Here is a 16,987-nt window from a genome sequence, read left to right on the forward strand (position 1 = left end):
GGATGTGACTCTCCTGCTTTGATTCCTAATGCTTCTTGGTAAGCGGCCTTTGCTTCTTCTAGTTTATCACTACCAAATAACCCATCTGCTTTTGCGATTAAATCGTTGTATTGTTTCTCCTTTTCTGCTGCTGCCGCTTGGTCTGCTAACTTTTTATCGATTTCGGCGATTCGACTGGTTGGATGTGATTCACCAGCTTTGATTCCTAATGCTTCTTGGTAAGCAGACTTTGCTTCTTCTAATTTATCACTACCAAATAGGCCATCAGCTTTAGCGATTAAATCGTTGTATTGCTTTTCTTTCTCTGCTGCTGCATCCGCTTCTGCCTTAAGTTTTTTAGCCTTTGCTAACTGATCTTTAGGTAGTTGTTCACTCGGTTTTAATTGAGATGCTTCTGTATATTTAGCAATAGCATCATCAAAAGACTTGGCCATTAAAGCTTTTTCACCATCTGCCATTAATTGATTATACTTTTGTTCTGCTTCTAACTGTTTCTGGATGATTCCATCAATCTCTTTTATTTTATCTTTTGGAGCTTGTTCACTCGGCTTTAAATCTGAAGCTTCTTGGTATTGTGTCTTTGCAAAAGCATAATCTTTTTCTGCTAAAGACTTTGCTGCTGCTGCCATTTTCTCATTGTAAATTTTGTCCCTAGCTTGCGCTTCTTTTTGCTTTTCTAAAAAATGTTTTGCTTGTGAAATCTTTTCTTTAACCCCAGCATCGTCTTTTATTGCTAGTGCTTTTTCATAATTGGCTATTGCCTGATCATAATTTTTGGCTGTAACACCTGCATCCCCGTCTCTAACAAACTTTTCAAACTGTTCTTTCTGCTCTTTTTCTTTATTGGCAATCTCTTCCAAAAACCTCGCAATTTCCTTTCCTCTCTTCCCAATATACTTCCGATCGTAATCTAAGCCTCCTGTTGCTGGATCAATGCTTACTTTGGCTACAGGAGAACTTGAAATAATACTATAATCAACATTTTGTTGCGCTTTCAACATCGTAATATCAGCAGGAAAAACAGACAAATCTTCTACATCTTCTGCATAATACCCCGTTTTAGCATCTATACTAATTGATTTTGTAATATAACCTGCTTTAGTATAAGTTACTGTATAGACAAACCCATAATCCAGTTCTAAATCCTGAAACTTACCATTTGAAGATGTGGTTGCTGTTTTAAAAACAGAACCTCCCTTCTTTACGGTCACTTGAACTCCTGCTACTTTTTTGGAAGAAGCATCAACAGCACGCCCTTCCATTATAAAAATAGGATCATCTTGTGCTATAGCGTAATTGAAACTGTTTTCAAATAGAAAAAACATTCCAATTAAAATTAATATTTTATATATTTTATTCACTGTTAACAAACAATTTAACCTACAAATATCGATAATTAATACGAGTTATAAAAATACCTCCTATTAATCATCAAATTATAGTCATTTTTCACCCATTCTAATTCTTTTACACTTCTGAATTAAAAAGGTTCAATCCTTACAAAAAAGTATCCTTTATACTTCAAAAAGAGAAAAAGGTTTTCGTTTTTATTACAACTTTTATTCCATCCAATAAAAAACAAAAAAGATAATCAATACATTTGTATTTAATTTTTGAGATAACATTATAGAAATAAACCAATGAATTTACAACTTTCTGAACAAGAATTAGTACGTAGAGAAAAGCTAGACAAACTAAGAGCTTTAGACATTAATCCGTACCCAGCTGACCTATTTCCTGTAAACCATTTATCGAAAGAGATAAAGGAAAACTATGAAGAGGATAAACAGGTGATTATAGCGGGAAGATTGATGGCTATTAACGTTCAAGGAAAAGCTTCTTTTGCTCAACTACAAGATTCTGCGGGAAGGATTCAAATTTACATCAACCGTGATGTGATATGCGAAGGTGAAGACAAAACGCTTTATAACACCGTATTCAAAAAACTACTTGACTTAGGTGATTTTATTGGAGTTGAGGGTGAATTATTTAAAACGAAAGTAGGAGAAATTAGCGTCCGTGTAAAAAAGTTTACACTGCTCAGCAAATCTCTTAAGCCTCTTCCTCTTCCTAAGACTGACAAGGAAGGAAATGTTTATGACGGTTTCACTGACCCGGAATTAAGATATAGACAACGTTATGCTGATTTAACTGTAAACCCTCATGTTAAAGATGTATTTGTAAAGAGAACTAAACTTTTTACTGCTATGAGAACATTCTTTAACGACGCTGGATATTTTGAGGTTGAAACTCCAATTCTACAGCCTATACCAGGAGGAGCTGCTGCTCGTCCATTTATTACACACCACAATTCATTAGACATTCCTCTTTATATGAGAATTGCCAATGAGCTTTACTTAAAACGCTTAATTGTTGGTGGATTTGATGGTGTTTATGAGTTTTCTAAAAACTTTAGAAATGAGGGAATGGACAGAACCCATAACCCTGAGTTTACTGCGATGGAAATCTATGTCTCTTATAAAGATTACAACTGGATGATGGATTTCACAGAGCGTTTATTGGAACACTGTGCCATTGCAGTAAATGGAACTAGCAAAGCTACTTTTGGAGAACATGAAATTGATTTCAAAGCTCCATACAAGCGCGTTACTATGCGACAAGCTATTATCGACTTTACTGGCTTTGACATCAAAGGTAAAACAGAAGAAGAACTTCGTGCAGCTGCTCAATCAATGGATATTGAAGTTGATGAAACGATGGGAGTTGGAAAATTAATTGATGAGATTTTTGGTGAAAAATGTGAAGGAAATTATATCCAACCTACGTTTATTACAGATTACCCTAAAGAAATGAGTCCTTTGTGTAAAGAACATAGAGATGATCCTTCATTAACTGAGCGTTTTGAGTTAATGGTTTGCGGTAAAGAAATTGCCAACGCCTATTCTGAGTTAAATGATCCTATTGATCAAAGGGAACGATTTGAGGAGCAATTAAAACTCTCCGAAAAAGGAGATGATGAAGCAAGTCAGTTTATCGACAACGACTTTTTGAGAGCTCTTGAATACGGTATGCCTCCAACTTCTGGACTTGGTATTGGAATGGATAGATTAATTATGTTCTTAACGAATAACCCATCTATTCAAGAAGTTTTATTCTTCCCACAGATGCGACCAGAGGTATTTGAGACTAAAAAAACATTGGAATTAAAAGAAAACGAAAAAGTGATTTACGACATCATTGCCAATCGTAAATCGATGGAGCTTAGTGAACTAAAAGACGCTTCAGAACTATCCAACAAGCAATGGGACAAAGGTATTAAAGCCCTTGGAAAGCTTGGAGTAACTAAAGTGACTAAAACAGATGATTCCTTAATTGTTGACTACATTGAGGAATAGTTCTAATCAATAATTAGTATAAAAAAGCACCTTTTTTAAAGGTGCTTTTTTTTATGCTTATACTTAAGCGTTATCGCCTAACTTTTCAATAAACGAAAACCTTTCGATCAAAAAATCTCTTTTTTCTTTAGACAAGCTTATCTCATGACCATCTTCCATACGAACCATTCCCCCTAAAGCTCTTGATATATGGGCTATTTTGTTAAAATTTATAATATAAGATCTATTGATTCTAACGAAACATTCGTCTTTTAAAACCTCTTCTATGAGATTCAGCCTTTTTGATAAATAAAGATCGTCCTTTCCTTTCAAATATATTCGAGTATAAGAACCATCAGCCTTAGCATATAGAATTTCATCCTTTCTAATAAAGTTATATCCTTGAGACACTGGAATGACCAATTTAGAGCTATCTAAACTCCTTTCTTCATGTAAACTTTTAATCGTTTTTATTTGATCTGGAGTAAGCGCTGAACGATTTCTTTTGACAACTTTATTTACAGCTTGAACAAGTCTATCTGCAATGATTGGCTTTAACAAATAATCTATTGCTGAAACTTCAAAGGCCTTGAGCGCATATTCATTATAAGCTGTTGAAAAGATAACAGAAAACGAGGGATTAGGAATAAACTTAAACAAGTCAAATCCTGTATACTCTGGCATTTCTATATCTAAAAAAACCAGTTCTGGATTGAATTCATGAATCACTTTCACCGCTTTTGGAACGGATTCTGCTTCAAGAATTTCATTTTTACCAGAAATAAAATTTTCGAGCAACAACCTCAATGTTTCTCTTGCTCCGGCCTCATCATCAACGATCAATATTTTCATTTCTCTATAGGTATTTCAATAATCACTTTAGTTCCTTCATCCAAATCCACAATTTGAACACGCCCTCTGTTTATAAGAGAAAAACGGTTATAATTTGCACTATTTGCAAAGGATTTATGTACTTTTTCTGGTTCTTTATAAACTCCTGTTTTATAACTTCTCCCAACTCCGTTATCTAAAATTGTTATACACAATAAGTCTCGTTCTTCTACTAAATTAATAATGAGACTTCCTTTTCTATTGTTCAAATGATTAAGTCCATGAATAATGGCATTCTCAACATAAGGCTGAATTATTAGTGGTGGAATCTGAACCTGAAAAATAGAACCAGAAATATGATCAACATTTATTTGATAATCAAACTCACGGATACGTCTTCTCTGTTCAAGTTGTATATACTTTTCACAGATTGCTAATTCTTCTCGAATGGTTATTGATTCTCTTTTGGAGATATCCAAAGTATTTCTAATAAATTCTGCAAACTCACCAATGGCATTACTCGCTTGAATTCTATCTTCTCTCAAAATCATAGATTGAATACTTGTCAATACATTAAAGATGAAATGCGGCTTCATTTGCGCATTAATTTTAGCCATACGTGCATGCACAATTTCATTTTCCATTTGTTGCCTGTTTCGGATAGACTTTATACGCTTTAAAAAATAGAATATAACAAGTAGCAGCGCAAAAAAGGACATTCCCAAATAAAACCACAAGGTTTCATACCAATATGGGCGAATTTCAAAAAAAATCTTTTTATAAACTGGACTACCAACAGGCCTATCGATCCTAATTTTAACCCAATACTTTCCGGAAGACAAACCATTCAACTGCAATTGACTTCGACTTTCTGCCGCCATCCAATCACCTGCGTTAATTTGGTATAAAAAATAGGTTCCTGGACTCAATAATTCATCAAAATGATTGAATCGAACAACAATAGAATGCTCTCCTGAAGTGATAGAATAACTGTCATGTTCTGGCATTAACACTCCATCCACCAACAACTCAAGAGGGAGACTGACTGTTTCAAATATCCGCTGTAATGAAGCAATGGGGATTCTATGAACTCCATTTCTATAGACTACGAATAAATAGTTCTTACTCGCCCTGAAGTCAATCAGCTCTTCATGCTTAAACCTAGAAAAAGCTGTATAAGAATAATGACCTTTATTTGAAAAATAGTGTATGATTCCACTTTCATAGAGAAAAAACCCAAAATTGCTTACTGCTAGACGTTGACACCCCACATTACAATTGACTTTGAATAAATTATCAAATTGATTATTAGCAACGGAATAGGTCCAGACTTCTCCTGATCGAGATAATAAAAACGGTTGGTTTTCATATACTTGAAGATCCGAAAAGTCCTTGTCCTGAATTTCCTCTGGAATTGTGACATTTCCACGAGCAACCAGCTTTCCATTTTGCAACCCTAGGAACTGATCAAAGTCAGCTGAAATCCAAAGAGGGGAAAGATTCTCTTTTAATCTTGTTGAAGCTCCTACAGTATAGGTATTCTGCTTAAGAAAGGAATTCATAGAATCGTAAGCCACTAAAGAACTTGTTGTTAAATCAACTCCATGCCAAGAAGAAAAAAGCACAAGGTCATTCACTTTTATAATACGGTCAGCTTTTGGTGATATAGGCTTTACTTTAGCTAACTTTTCGTCAACAAAAAGTGCATTAGCATTAAGATGGGATACATAAAACTGATCCTCTTCAACGTATAGGGCATTAATTTTTGAATCCACCTTTAATAAAGGTTTCCCAGTTAATTGACTCAAGTTATAAATATCTCCAGACTCTGTCCCAACATAACTCTCTTTACCTTGTTTATCGATGGTAAAAGCAGAGACGATTGATGGTGAAGCATAATATTTTATCTGTACATCAGGTATCACTTTAATACCATCTCCCAACGTCGCCACCCATATTTTTCCTTGTTCATCAACCAATATATCCGAAATCGACTGTTCAGGAAAAAGAACCTCAACCTCTTCTTTGTCTTTAGGGTTAAATATAAGTGCACCAGCATTGCTAGACAACCAGATTCTATCCTCATCTAATACTTTTAAATAATGCATATTGGAAGCTTCAGGAAGGTACTGTTTAAATTTAATTAGATGCCCCCTTTCTGAATAAACACTTCCATTAACAGCCATGTAATGACCAGAAACAGTTGGAGAAACAAGAAAGGGATCTCGGGCATGTGCTTGATATTTTTTCCCCATAATTTTACTTGCAGCATTAAAATAAACCGAATCATCTGTAATTTTATTAACCCCTAAAAACAATGTATCTCCAACTATATGCCCTTCCAACCTCGTACCTTTCTCTTCCCATAAGCTATCCTTTTTTAAACTAGAAACCACATAGCGACGTGTTGCATGATTCGAACTGACATAGATATAATCATGAAAAAAATTGTATGACTGAACAGGATGCGAAAAATCCTCTCTAAGATCCAAATACAATTCAAGCCCATCGTTGGTCACTCTATAAATCTGGTTCCCGAAATTTAAAGTATATAATCCACCATCTGGTCCTACTTGGAATTGTGTATAACTGTTTTTGACAGATTCTTTATCTCTGTACACCGTTGTTTTTCCTTGGTCGATTTTTACAATTCCATTTTCTGTTGCTGCATAAATATAATGATCAAATTCACATAAATTATAAACAGTATTGCTTCCTATTTGCTCATCTTTGTAGGTATAGTGTGATGGATACTGACAATACACCATTCCTCCATAGAATGAAAAGATCAAAAGCAAAATATATGTTCGTAATATCATCAGTATAATTAAGACATCATTTTAGCTATGTTAGCATAGCTAAATGTGGTTGCATACATTTACAATCTCGATGTAAACATGTGCAAATATATTATTATTCAATTAGTTTCTCTCGTCTAACCGGTTGATCAGCCCCCCAAATGAAAGCATTCATGAACTAAAAATTTACTTTGGTAAATTCTTACCTACCCTCCATGAAATATATTATCCACAACATTTTAGCAGGCCTATTTTTGCTAGACAAAACATGTATATATAAATTTTTCGACAACTTATTTTATGAAAAAACACAACGCTTACTTTTTAAAAACTACATTATTAATACTTCTTAGTACTGGAGTATTTGTAACCAATGCTCAAATCTTTGAATGGGCCACATCTTTTGGACAGAACTCAAATGATGGTAGTAAATCTGTTGCAGTTGATGCAGCTGGAAATGTTTATACTACGGGATTCTTTCAAGGAACGGTTGATTTTGACCCTGGTCCTGGAACCTATAACCTTTCTTCCTTTTTAGGTAATGATATTTTTATTCAAAAACTAGATGCTAACGGCAACTTTATTTGGGCAAAAACATTCGGAGGAAGTGGAGAAGATTATGGCACATCCATAACAACTGATGCTTCCGGAAATGTCTATACCACAGGGATTTTCTATAACACCGTAGATTTCGACCCTGGGGCTGGGATATTCGATCTTGACGCCGTTGGAAGTGACGATATTTTCGTTCAAAAACTAGATGCCAATGGTAATTTTCTGTGGGCAGTAGCATTCGGTGGCACCTCAATAGATGCAGGCCAGTCAATCACGTTAGATGCCGCAGGAAACATATACACTACAGGATCTTTTAGAAGTACAGTAGATTTCGATCCTGGAACAGGAACAGATTATATCACTTCAAATGGAAACGAAGATGTTTTTGTACAAAAATTAGATGCCAACGGTAACTTCCTTTGGGCAAAAGCATTTGGTGGTACCGGACCAGAATCTGCTCAATCAATCGCTGTAGATGCTACCGGAAACGCATACACTACTGGACGTTTTGTTGGCACTGTAGATTTTGACCCTGGAGCTGCGAATTATGAAATTACCACTTCAAACAATAGAGATATATTTGTTCATAAACTAGATTCTTCTGGAAACTTCTTGTGGGCGAAAACATTTGGAAGCGCACCTATTAATGATGTTGGAGAGTCTGTAGTCGTTGATGCTTCTGGAAATATATATGCTACTGGGAACTTTCAAGGAACAGTTGATTTTGACTCAGGCTCAGGAACATTCAATCTTACTTCTAATGGAAGTAGAGATGCTTTTGTTCTGAAATTGGATCCGTCTGGAAATTTCCTATGGGCCAAAACTTTAGGTGGAAGCTCCAATGACTATGGGCACTCCTTAGCGGTTGATGTTTCTGGAAACATCTATACGTTCGGCCTCTTTGAAGGAACGTCAGATTTTGATCCAGGAACAGGAACATACAACCTTACCAGTACCGGGTTTACTGATATTTTCGTCCAAAAGATGAATCCATCTGGAAACTTTCAATGGGCAGTATCTTTAGGAGGAAATCTTTATGATATAGCACAGTCTATTGATGTAGACCTTTCGGGAAATATGTATATAACTGGCTATTTTGAAGGAACACCGGATTTTGATCCAGGAACGGGAACCTTTAACCTTTCTTCCAATGGAGGTCGAGACGTATTTGTACAGAAAATGAGTCAATGTTCAAGTATGGGAATAGATACGCAAGTTGCATGCGGAACATACACATGGATTGATGGGAACACCTACACTTCATCTAACAACACTGCAACAGATACATTAATCAATGCAGCAGGGTGTGATTCAGTTGTCACATTGAATTTAACCATCAATACTGTTTCTGACATTACTACAACTACAAGTGGATTAACTATAACAGCAAACAATGCGAATGCAACTTATCAATGGATAGATTGTTCTGACAATTCAGAAATTATTGGCGAAACAGGGCAATCTTTTACGAGTTCTGTTAATGGCAATTATGCAGTAATTATAACTGAGGGAAACTGTTCTGACACTTCTGACTGTGTTTCCATTTACACTAATGGTATTGATCATCTAGCTAAAACTTCACTTTCGGTATTCCCCAACCCTTCTTCTGGTGTCTATGAGGTTAATGGAACTGCAAATGAAAACGCAACTGTTTATATCTACGATATGAATGGAAAGTTAGTTCAATCGTTTGAAACAGTACTGAAAACATTCACAGTGGATTTGACAACTATGGAAAATGGCATTTACCAACTGGTATATACCAGCAACTCCTCCATTTCTAGAATGCAACTTTTGAAAAGATAAAACACCCCCTCCCCTATAAAAAGCACGATATCAATCGTGCTTTTTTTATAAGTTATTGGTTTTTATTTCTGTATAAGTCGTACTACTCTCCCTATTCATAGATACGCTTTTTCTTTCGTGCAATGAAATACAAGAGTGTATCTATGAATAAATTTAATCCAAATATAAAAACACAAATCACCAACAGTGTTTTTTCGTTATTATTATACAACAACGGTATAATTAACACGCAGATTAATGTTACAAAGTGGATCAAAAATGATGAACGCACATGGGATTTTGTAATCTTAAGTAATTTATGATGAATATGATTATTGTCTGCATCAAATGGTTTTCTCCCATCGTATAGACGCACTACTACCACTCTTAATAAATCCAATACTGGCACTAACAACATCCCTAAAACAAGATTGATATTGAGCACTTGATGCGCTGATTCTAGCCCAAATACTTTTAAACTAAAAATTGCCATTGCACCTCCTAACACTAGAGAGCCTGAGTCTCCCATAAAAATATCTGCTTTCTTTTTAAAGTTATGTAATAAGAAACCAACAATTGCACTGGCTAAAACAAAACTCATCGTAGCATATTCGTACTCTCCATTATAGCTAAACAAAACTCCAAAAACGGCTGCATTTAACGCCACAACACCTCCAGCCAATCCATTAATCCCATCTATAAGGTTAAATGCATTGATTATTCCAACGGTAAACAATACTGTTATTATAAAGCTAAAGACTTCAGGAAGTTCAGTTAGACCAAAGATTCCATGTACGTTATCTATTTTAAAGTCAAAATAATATAATGTAATTCCTATACCTATCTGAAGCACTAAACGTAACATTGCACTCAAATCTAGCATATCGTCTATTGTACCTATAACCAGTAGAATAAATAATAAAATAAAAATTAGAAATAACTCTGGTTCTCCTCTTAGAAAGTAAGCTGGGAGACCTCCTAGAAAAATACCTATACCTCCCATGGTAGGAGTTGGAGCTTCATGAATCTTCCTTTCGTTAGGTTTGTCCATGAAACGGTATATTTTTAGCAACCTGATTACACCCAAAATAGATAAATAACTCACCACCGCTCCTATTATCGACAGGATAAACATATCAATATAATGAGCTTCAAAAATATTTGACATTAAAAAGCTCATGACTATTTATAATAAGGTTTCGTATTCTTTAAGTGTGACAACCCTTGGTTTCTCAGTTCATTGCTATCAACATGTGATATTTTAGCCTGAATGTGTTGCTTTTTATACTTAAAGTCAAAGGAATAAATTAAATTTTTATATTTTTTGGCTATACTTTTCCAAGAGTACCTGCGTGTCGCTATTTCGGACATCACCGCTCTCTGTTTATTCAATTCAGCTAAAGAGGTATTTTCCATTAATTGTTGTAAATCTTCAGCTTTTTTAAAGTAAAGGCACTTATCTTCTGTTGTTGCACGATTATAAGACACATCAAAAGCTACAATTGGCAAAGCCAATGACATTGCCTCTACTAAAGAAGGGTTGGTTCCTCCAGCACTGTGTCCATGCACATAAACGGCACAATTTCCTCGTAATAAATCTAACGTTCTTTGTTCATATATAGGATCTAACAAGATGATATTCTCAAACTGACTGTATTTCTCCTTTAGCTCTATACCATATTCGCTATTCTTCCAATTCCCAATCACAACGAGTGTTTGTTTTAACTTTGAAAAGGCTTCTAACACAACATGAATATTGTTTTCTGGTTCTATTCTAGCAACCTTAAAAGCGTAATTTTTGATTAGAAAAGGATATTTTACCCGATCTTTATAAGTAATATCTACTTTTTCGGTATGATCTCCACCATATTCAATCAAATTACTTAATGTTTTATAATTAATCGAAGTGTATCTTTTTATTGATAAATTATCCGTAATATCTCCATGCGAAAACTTTACTGCTATACGTTCTGAGAATTTTAAAAACAGCTTCGCAAATTTTCCCCACTTATTTCTCCTCCATTCTAACCCATCTATATTGATGATAATTTTTTTACGTGTAAAAATTCTTAGAAAAGGAATCAGCAAACCTCCTGAGACTCCTAAAATTAATAAAGTATCTGCCACAAACAAGGCATGAAGCATAGACACCATATCGTAGATAATACTTTGAACTCCATTGGCTTCGAACGGCAAATACACCAAATCTGCACCATGCAGACTGTCTATTCGTTCTTCTTTGGTATAACTCTTTTTACTGCAATACACAGTAAACTCAAATTCATCTTGAAGCTCTTTTGTTAAAAAATGTGCTAAGGTCTCAAAACCTCCATATTTTGAAGGGATACCTACTGTTCCGATTATTGCTACTCTTTTCATGATGGGGCGTTTTTTTCTACACTAATCCTACTACCTAAATCACGCCAAACTCCTCAATCCACTCTAAAACAACCACTTATAAAACGCCCCACCAATCCAAGAATCCCAAAACAAAACTATTTTTCCCTTTTTGGGAAGCTGACTCATAATATACCTACCAAAAAAGCATTCCAATTTTTATTAAAAACTTCACTTGTGAACTTCTGATAAAATCTATTTTTTGCTTTTTCCCCTAGGTCTACAACCTCTTGTGGTGACTTAATTAACTTTCTTAAACTCGCAACAAAACCAGAGACATCGTGCGGTTTGATTAACATCCCTGTTTTATCTAAAGCCTCTTTTGCTCCACCATGAGAAGTTGCGATTACTGCCTTACCTACAGACATTGCCTCTAACACTGTTGTTGGAAAAGGGTCTTTCATTATAGATGGCACCAAACAAACATCAGCTTTCATCATCTCTTGGCTGATATCATCAACAAAGGGGACAAAAGAACAATAGCCTAGCACCCCTTCTTTTTCCAACTCTCTTTTTAATTCTTCTAGTTTGTTCTCTTGCCCCTTAACAGGACTCCCAACAATAGTAAAGTGCGTTTTCTCTAATTCTAAATCACTCAATTTTGCAATAGTTTCAGCTAAAAACCATTGCCCTTTTTCGGGTTTTATACGTCCAAATAAATAAAAATTTAAAACGTCACTCTCTTCTGTTCGTTCTTTTAATTCTAATGGTTTAATCCCATTGTACAACACTTCTGCCTTTGCTCCTATACTGGCATCATATCTTTTTAAACCATTTAACACAGCATTAGACACACAGACAACTCTATCGGCATACTTTCGAGAAAGTTTTGCAGTGACCTTTCCAATTAACTTAGGGGAATCGATGATCTCGTGCACATGTACAAATCGTTTAATTTTCAACCATTTTAACTGTGGTAAAATCAAAGAACATGAAAGGGTATTCACATAAGCTAAATCGAATTGATGTTTTTTATGTTCTCGCTTTAGGAAACGATAAAACTTCAACCAATAATACCCAAACTTAAACACACCAGTTGGGGTAAAAATTGCCCGATAAATCACTGGCATCTTTAAATTCACTACCACCTCAACATTGGTCACATTTTGATAGATATAATCGACCAATGGCCCTTGAGAAAAAAGATAAACGACTTTTTTTACATGATCTGGCGTTGCTTGTAAAGCTGCCACCATTATTCTATCTGCTCCATACAATTCGGAGCTTGGATGAAATATTGCAAGAGTTTTCATAATCTAGTGTGCTATAGGGTTAGTGATGGGTGCAACCATTTCGTTCGGCAAACACTCATTGTATATTGTTGTAATCGCTTTTATTTTTTTACTCCAGGTAAAACTTTCTTTAAATGTAAAACTTGAGTTTATGCTCAATCTTAAACGTTGGCCTGGGCTATCAAAAAGCATTTTGATAGCCTCTGAAAATTCGTCCACTGCTTTTTGATAAGTAGAATAAGGAATTTTTATTCCTGCTTCTTTTTGCAATTCACCTGGCCCCACATTATCGAATGTTAAAACTGGCAAACCATAACTCATAGCCTCAGGAACAACCATACCTGCTCCTTCATGCGACGGAAATAGGAAGAGGTCACTTTGAGAATAAATTTCATGCATTTCTGACTTATCCACCCAAGCTACAAACTCTACATATTTCTCTACACCTAAATCTTCTGCCATATTTTTTAAAAAGTCTGTAAACTGACCTTTTCCCAATAACTTTAAACGCACCTCATCTTTTTGATCTTCAGGGAGTGTTCCTACGAATTTGGCAAAAGCTTTTATTGCGATATCAAATCCTTTCATCTCCACAAATCGACCTACAGACAATATTGTAAATTTCCCTTTTTGCTTTTCATTAGGCTTTACAGGCTCAGAGGCTACTGCTGGAATAATTTCAACTTTATCAGCATGAGCCCTCATCACTTTCTGCACAGAACTATTGATCCCTATAATTTTAGCAGACTTGTAAACACTCAAACGATAGAAAGGATCTAAGTTTCGCATCATCCATTTGACACTGTAGTACAAACGATCTTTTAAGAATGCTTTACGACCATATATTGGCAACAGGAATTCCTTGGGAACTTTTGGATGGTGACCTATTGGCCCCCATATCGTTGGTTTACCAAACACCCATAAAAAAGTTGGATGGCTATCGCTATGAAAGTTTAAATTATGAGCCAAATCAAATTTTAACTTATGCTTAGCAATAAAGAAAGTAATAAAGAACTGCCATAAATAGAAATATAACACATACCCTCTCTCTCCTATTTTCTTTTTCCAAAACATCGCCCAATTAGGCAAATCAAAATAATAAAAAGCCATATTATTATGAATTGGATCGGGAAACTCTTGGAGATACCGTTCTACATGCTCTCGATTGTTTTTTCTTGTAATGACAATTGTCTTAAAGTCTTTGGATACTCCTTTTGCAATATTCCACCCTGTTCCATCTTCAGATCCTTTGTAGGGGTTTATTGCATACGCTGTGATTAATACTGTTTTCATAAGGCAACATTTTTAAGAAACTTTTCTAAAAGTTGACTCAACAGCATTCATGGTATCCTTGAAATCATGATTCTGAATCGCCACATACATCCCTTTAGTTTGCCGTTTATTAAACCCATCAAACAACTCCTGATAACGCGATGTTAACACATCAATATCCTGTGCTTTTAACTCTTGCTTTCTTTTGAGAATAACTTCTGAATCTGCATACAAGAAGAAATTTAAATCGGGCTTCCATACTAATGCATACAAACTTTTAACAAACTTACGGTTCAAGACTATATTTGAACGTTTAGCGTCATTGATAAAGTCGAAATAATAACGATCATACAAGACGACCTTTCCTCTTAAAACATACTTAAAATAAATATAGAACTGTCCTATTATATAGTCTGTAAAATAATACCCAAACCTCAATAAAGAGGAGATGATATTTTTATTTTTCCCTTGTCTAGGAAGCTTTATTCCCGCCTCTTTTTCGGCTTTTTCTTTTCCATGTTTAACCGCACTCAATATTGGTAACAAACCTGGTCTATGCCTCACTAGCACGACATCTTTCCTATACTTTTCTTCTATTAGCTTTTTGAAATTACTAATCACCGTTGTTTTGCCTGCTCCATCAACACCACTAAATGTAATAATCATCCCCTTATTCAGCTTCAAATCTCTAATGGTATCCAACAAGTAGTTATAATTATTTTTGAGTCTATTCCACCCTCTATTTTCATCTCTATCAATTAATTCCTGCATCAATTGCTGTCTAAATTCAGAAGAATAGTTGAATAAGCTTTTAAATGTCTTGGCCTTTAATCCATACTTATTGTTTAAATAATGTAAAATGGTATCTTGCTCTGGATGTGTAATTTTTTGATTATAAAAATCTTGATACTTCTGAGGAGTATCTGCTCCGTTTAAAGTGTAAAACAAAAAGCTATATTCAAAATCGTTTTTTAAGCTTGGCTTATACACATTCCCTCCAGTTCTTCTTCTATTTTTGAACATTAGTGAGGACGCAAACATATCTAATGTTTTACGTTTAAACTGATGTATTAGATCAATACTCAAGAATGTTCCATCTCTGAAAAACAATTGAATAATCGTCATAAAAGATTTCTCTTTTACGATTGACTTTATCACCAATGGATGTTTAACTGAGAAGCTTTTGATATTATTTACATCTCCCTTTAAGACGGCGATATCTAAATCGGATGATTCTGAGATTTTAGTCCATTCTTCCTCTACCATTTTTAACATGGCGTAAGGTGTTTTTTCCAAACGATTTCCTAATTCTAATATAAATTCTTCTCTACAATTAATTGACTGCTTCATTTCTTTATTTCTATTAAGGTACAACAATGCTTCTTCCCACATTCTAAACTGCCATTGGTTTTGCAGGCTATGTGTTCCTTGTTTTAAATAAAGCGCCTCGTAATAACTTACAACTCCTAACAAATAGAGTTTTAGAGCGACATCAGTATCTATATTTAGCTTATTTATTTGCTTTTGTAGTGTGGGGTTAGACAAGCTTTTTTCTATTTTATTTAAAATAACGCTTAAGGCTATTTTTTCGACTAATATTCCTGTTTGAAAATGAAAATGAAATAGATCGAATAATGGCGAGAAGTTTTTCCTAGCTAGCTCCCAATCATAAACATATAATTCACTTTCATTTACAAACATATTCCAAGGTGTAAAGTCTCCATGAGCCATACTGGTTACGATTTCGTCTTCTGGATTTAACTGCTCCATCACTCCTTTTAGTAACCGAACCATTCTTTCATGCCTTGGCGTTTTTGCGTGCGCCTCTATAAAGGCTACATTATTTTTACCATTCTGATATACGCTACATGCTTCTATAGACTTTGACTCAGCAGTCTTAACCAACAACTCATTTAAGGCTTCAAAATGCGGCTTCAATAAATCATTTGAACGTGTTTTATTCTTTAATTCCTCATTTGTTGTCACACACTCGTTAAGGTTACTTACAGAAAACACCTGAGGTATTTTAAACGTCTTAAACTTCCCTTTGATTTGTTGAAGCACTTCTGTTTCCTTAGCTATCAACTTCTGACTAGTTTTTGCTATAGGAATTTTAATAAAATGTGTCGACTGCCCTTTAGTACTTAATTCGATTAATGCTGTTCGGTTTAGTCCAGCTGTTCCTGTAAAAATTGAATACGTTTTATGGGCTAACAACGCATAGTCTTTGTTGGGTTTTAACTCTTTTTTATGTAAAATGGTAAATTTAGATTTTGCTACCAAGCTTCCCATTCCTAAAAAAAACGCCGTACGAATCGATTGGCTCATTAACTTAGCCTTTAACGTTGAGGCATTGTAAAAATTCAAGAATGATGCACTTTTATTTTCTTTGGGGTATACCCAACGCATTGATCCATCATTATTAGCAATGTACGAAAATGTAGTTTTCTTAAAATTTGGATTGGTATTTTGGTTTTCAAAATCAAATATATAATCGAACTCTGTTAAGTCCATATTTTTATATCCTACTATTTCTCCTGCCAAATTGACTAAAACTAGTGGCGCTTTTTCATTCGTCTTTTTTAGATCAAAAGCAATATCACTTTCTAATTTAAGGTATGGATCAAAAACAAATAGTTGGTATTCTTCTCCTATGAGTGTTTTGAGAAGAATATCTAAATCTGATAATCTTAGATTTTCTTTCATATTTTTGGGGGTTGGGGTTCATATTTATACTATTCATTATAGTGCCAAAGTCGATTTACAAAACGTAAAGCACTGA

Annotated in this window: 10 protein-coding genes; 2 read left to right on the plus strand and 8 right to left on the minus strand. The window is 34.7% G+C overall.

The annotated features are described in order from the left end of the window. Window positions 1-1,361: hypothetical protein (locus tag N4A35_16265; GenBank protein MCT4582968.1), on the minus strand; the 1,361-nt coding region annotated here is incomplete at its 3' end. 279 nt (window positions 1,362-1,640) lie between these two features. Between N4A35_16265 and lysS the strand changes: the two genes are divergently transcribed. Then, window positions 1,641-3,356: a lysine--tRNA ligase gene (lysS, locus tag N4A35_16270; GenBank protein ID MCT4582969.1), complete on the plus strand. Its 1,716-nt coding sequence runs from the start codon at window positions 1,641-1,643 to the stop codon at window positions 3,354-3,356. Between the two features lie 63 nt (window positions 3,357-3,419). On the opposite strand, the gene N4A35_16275 is transcribed toward lysS, so the two are convergent. Together N4A35_16275 and N4A35_16280 are read right to left on the minus strand one after the other, a co-directional pair. Next, window positions 3,420-4,187: a LytTR family DNA-binding domain-containing protein gene (locus N4A35_16275; GenBank protein MCT4582970.1), complete on the minus strand. Its 768-nt coding sequence runs from the start codon at window positions 4,185-4,187 to the stop codon at window positions 3,420-3,422. Continuing rightward, a complete protein-coding gene (locus N4A35_16280) occupies window positions 4,184-6,985 on the minus strand; it encodes a histidine kinase (GenBank protein ID MCT4582971.1) in 2,802 nt (933 codons plus the stop codon). Before N4A35_16280 ends, N4A35_16275 begins: the two co-directional genes overlap by 4 nt. 279 nt (window positions 6,986-7,264) lie before the next feature. Between N4A35_16280 and N4A35_16285 the strand changes: the two genes are divergently transcribed. Next, window positions 7,265-9,325: an SBBP repeat-containing protein gene (locus N4A35_16285; GenBank protein ID MCT4582972.1), complete on the plus strand. Its 2,061-nt coding sequence runs from the start codon at window positions 7,265-7,267 to the stop codon at window positions 9,323-9,325. A 91-nt stretch (window positions 9,326-9,416) separates the two neighbouring features. On the opposite strand, the gene N4A35_16290 is transcribed toward N4A35_16285, so the two are convergent. The 5 genes from N4A35_16290 to N4A35_16310 all read right to left on the minus strand — a co-directional run bounded on the left by N4A35_16290 (window position 9,417) and on the right by N4A35_16310 (window position 16,911). After that, window positions 9,417-10,472 carry an undecaprenyl/decaprenyl-phosphate alpha-N-acetylglucosaminyl 1-phosphate transferase gene (locus tag N4A35_16290; protein MCT4582973.1) on the minus strand — a complete coding sequence of 352 codons (1,056 nt, stop codon included), beginning with the start codon at window positions 10,470-10,472 and terminating at the stop codon, window positions 9,417-9,419. Between the two features lie 14 nt (window positions 10,473-10,486). Next, window positions 10,487-11,683, minus strand: coding sequence for a DUF1972 domain-containing protein (locus N4A35_16295; GenBank protein ID MCT4582974.1), 1,197 nt, complete (start codon window positions 11,681-11,683; stop codon window positions 10,487-10,489). A gap of 143 nt (window positions 11,684-11,826) precedes the next feature. Further along, window positions 11,827-12,954 carry a glycosyltransferase family 4 protein gene (locus N4A35_16300; protein ID MCT4582975.1) on the minus strand — a complete coding sequence of 376 codons (1,128 nt, stop codon included), beginning with the start codon at window positions 12,952-12,954 and terminating at the stop codon, window positions 11,827-11,829. Between the two features lie 3 nt (window positions 12,955-12,957). After that, window positions 12,958-14,226, minus strand: a complete 1,269-nt coding sequence (locus tag N4A35_16305; protein ID MCT4582976.1) for a glycosyltransferase family 4 protein — start codon at window positions 14,224-14,226, stop codon at window positions 12,958-12,960. Window positions 14,227-14,238: 12 nt separating this feature from the next. Continuing rightward, window positions 14,239-16,911: a hypothetical protein gene (locus N4A35_16310; protein ID MCT4582977.1), complete on the minus strand. Its 2,673-nt coding sequence runs from the start codon at window positions 16,909-16,911 to the stop codon at window positions 14,239-14,241. Window positions 16,912-16,987 lie beyond the last annotated feature (76 nt).

It is taken from the genome of Flavobacteriales bacterium, from assembly GCA_025210295.1.
Classification (GTDB): Bacteria; Bacteroidota; Bacteroidia; order Flavobacteriales_D; family Parvicellaceae; genus S010-51.

Excerpts from the sequence above, each read along its gene's own strand:
- lysS (MCT4582969.1), top strand. The coding sequence starts at position 1,641 with ATGAATTTACAACTTTCTGAACAAGAATTAGTACGTAGAGAAAAGCTA.
- N4A35_16275 (MCT4582970.1), bottom strand. The coding sequence starts at position 4,187 with ATGAAAATATTGATCGTTGATGATGAGGCCGGAGCAAGAGAAACATTG.
- N4A35_16280 (MCT4582971.1), bottom strand. The coding sequence starts at position 6,985 with ATGATATTACGAACATATATTTTGCTTTTGATCTTTTCATTCTATGGA.
- N4A35_16285 (MCT4582972.1), top strand. The coding sequence starts at position 7,265 with ATGAAAAAACACAACGCTTACTTTTTAAAAACTACATTATTAATACTT.
- N4A35_16290 (MCT4582973.1), bottom strand. The coding sequence starts at position 10,472 with ATGTCAAATATTTTTGAAGCTCATTATATTGATATGTTTATCCTGTCG.
- N4A35_16295 (MCT4582974.1), bottom strand. The coding sequence starts at position 11,683 with ATGAAAAGAGTAGCAATAATCGGAACAGTAGGTATCCCTTCAAAATAT.
- N4A35_16300 (MCT4582975.1), bottom strand. The coding sequence starts at position 12,954 with ATGAAAACTCTTGCAATATTTCATCCAAGCTCCGAATTGTATGGAGCA.
- N4A35_16305 (MCT4582976.1), bottom strand. The coding sequence starts at position 14,226 with ATGAAAACAGTATTAATCACAGCGTATGCAATAAACCCCTACAAAGGA.
- N4A35_16310 (MCT4582977.1), bottom strand. The coding sequence starts at position 16,911 with ATGAAAGAAAATCTAAGATTATCAGATTTAGATATTCTTCTCAAAACA.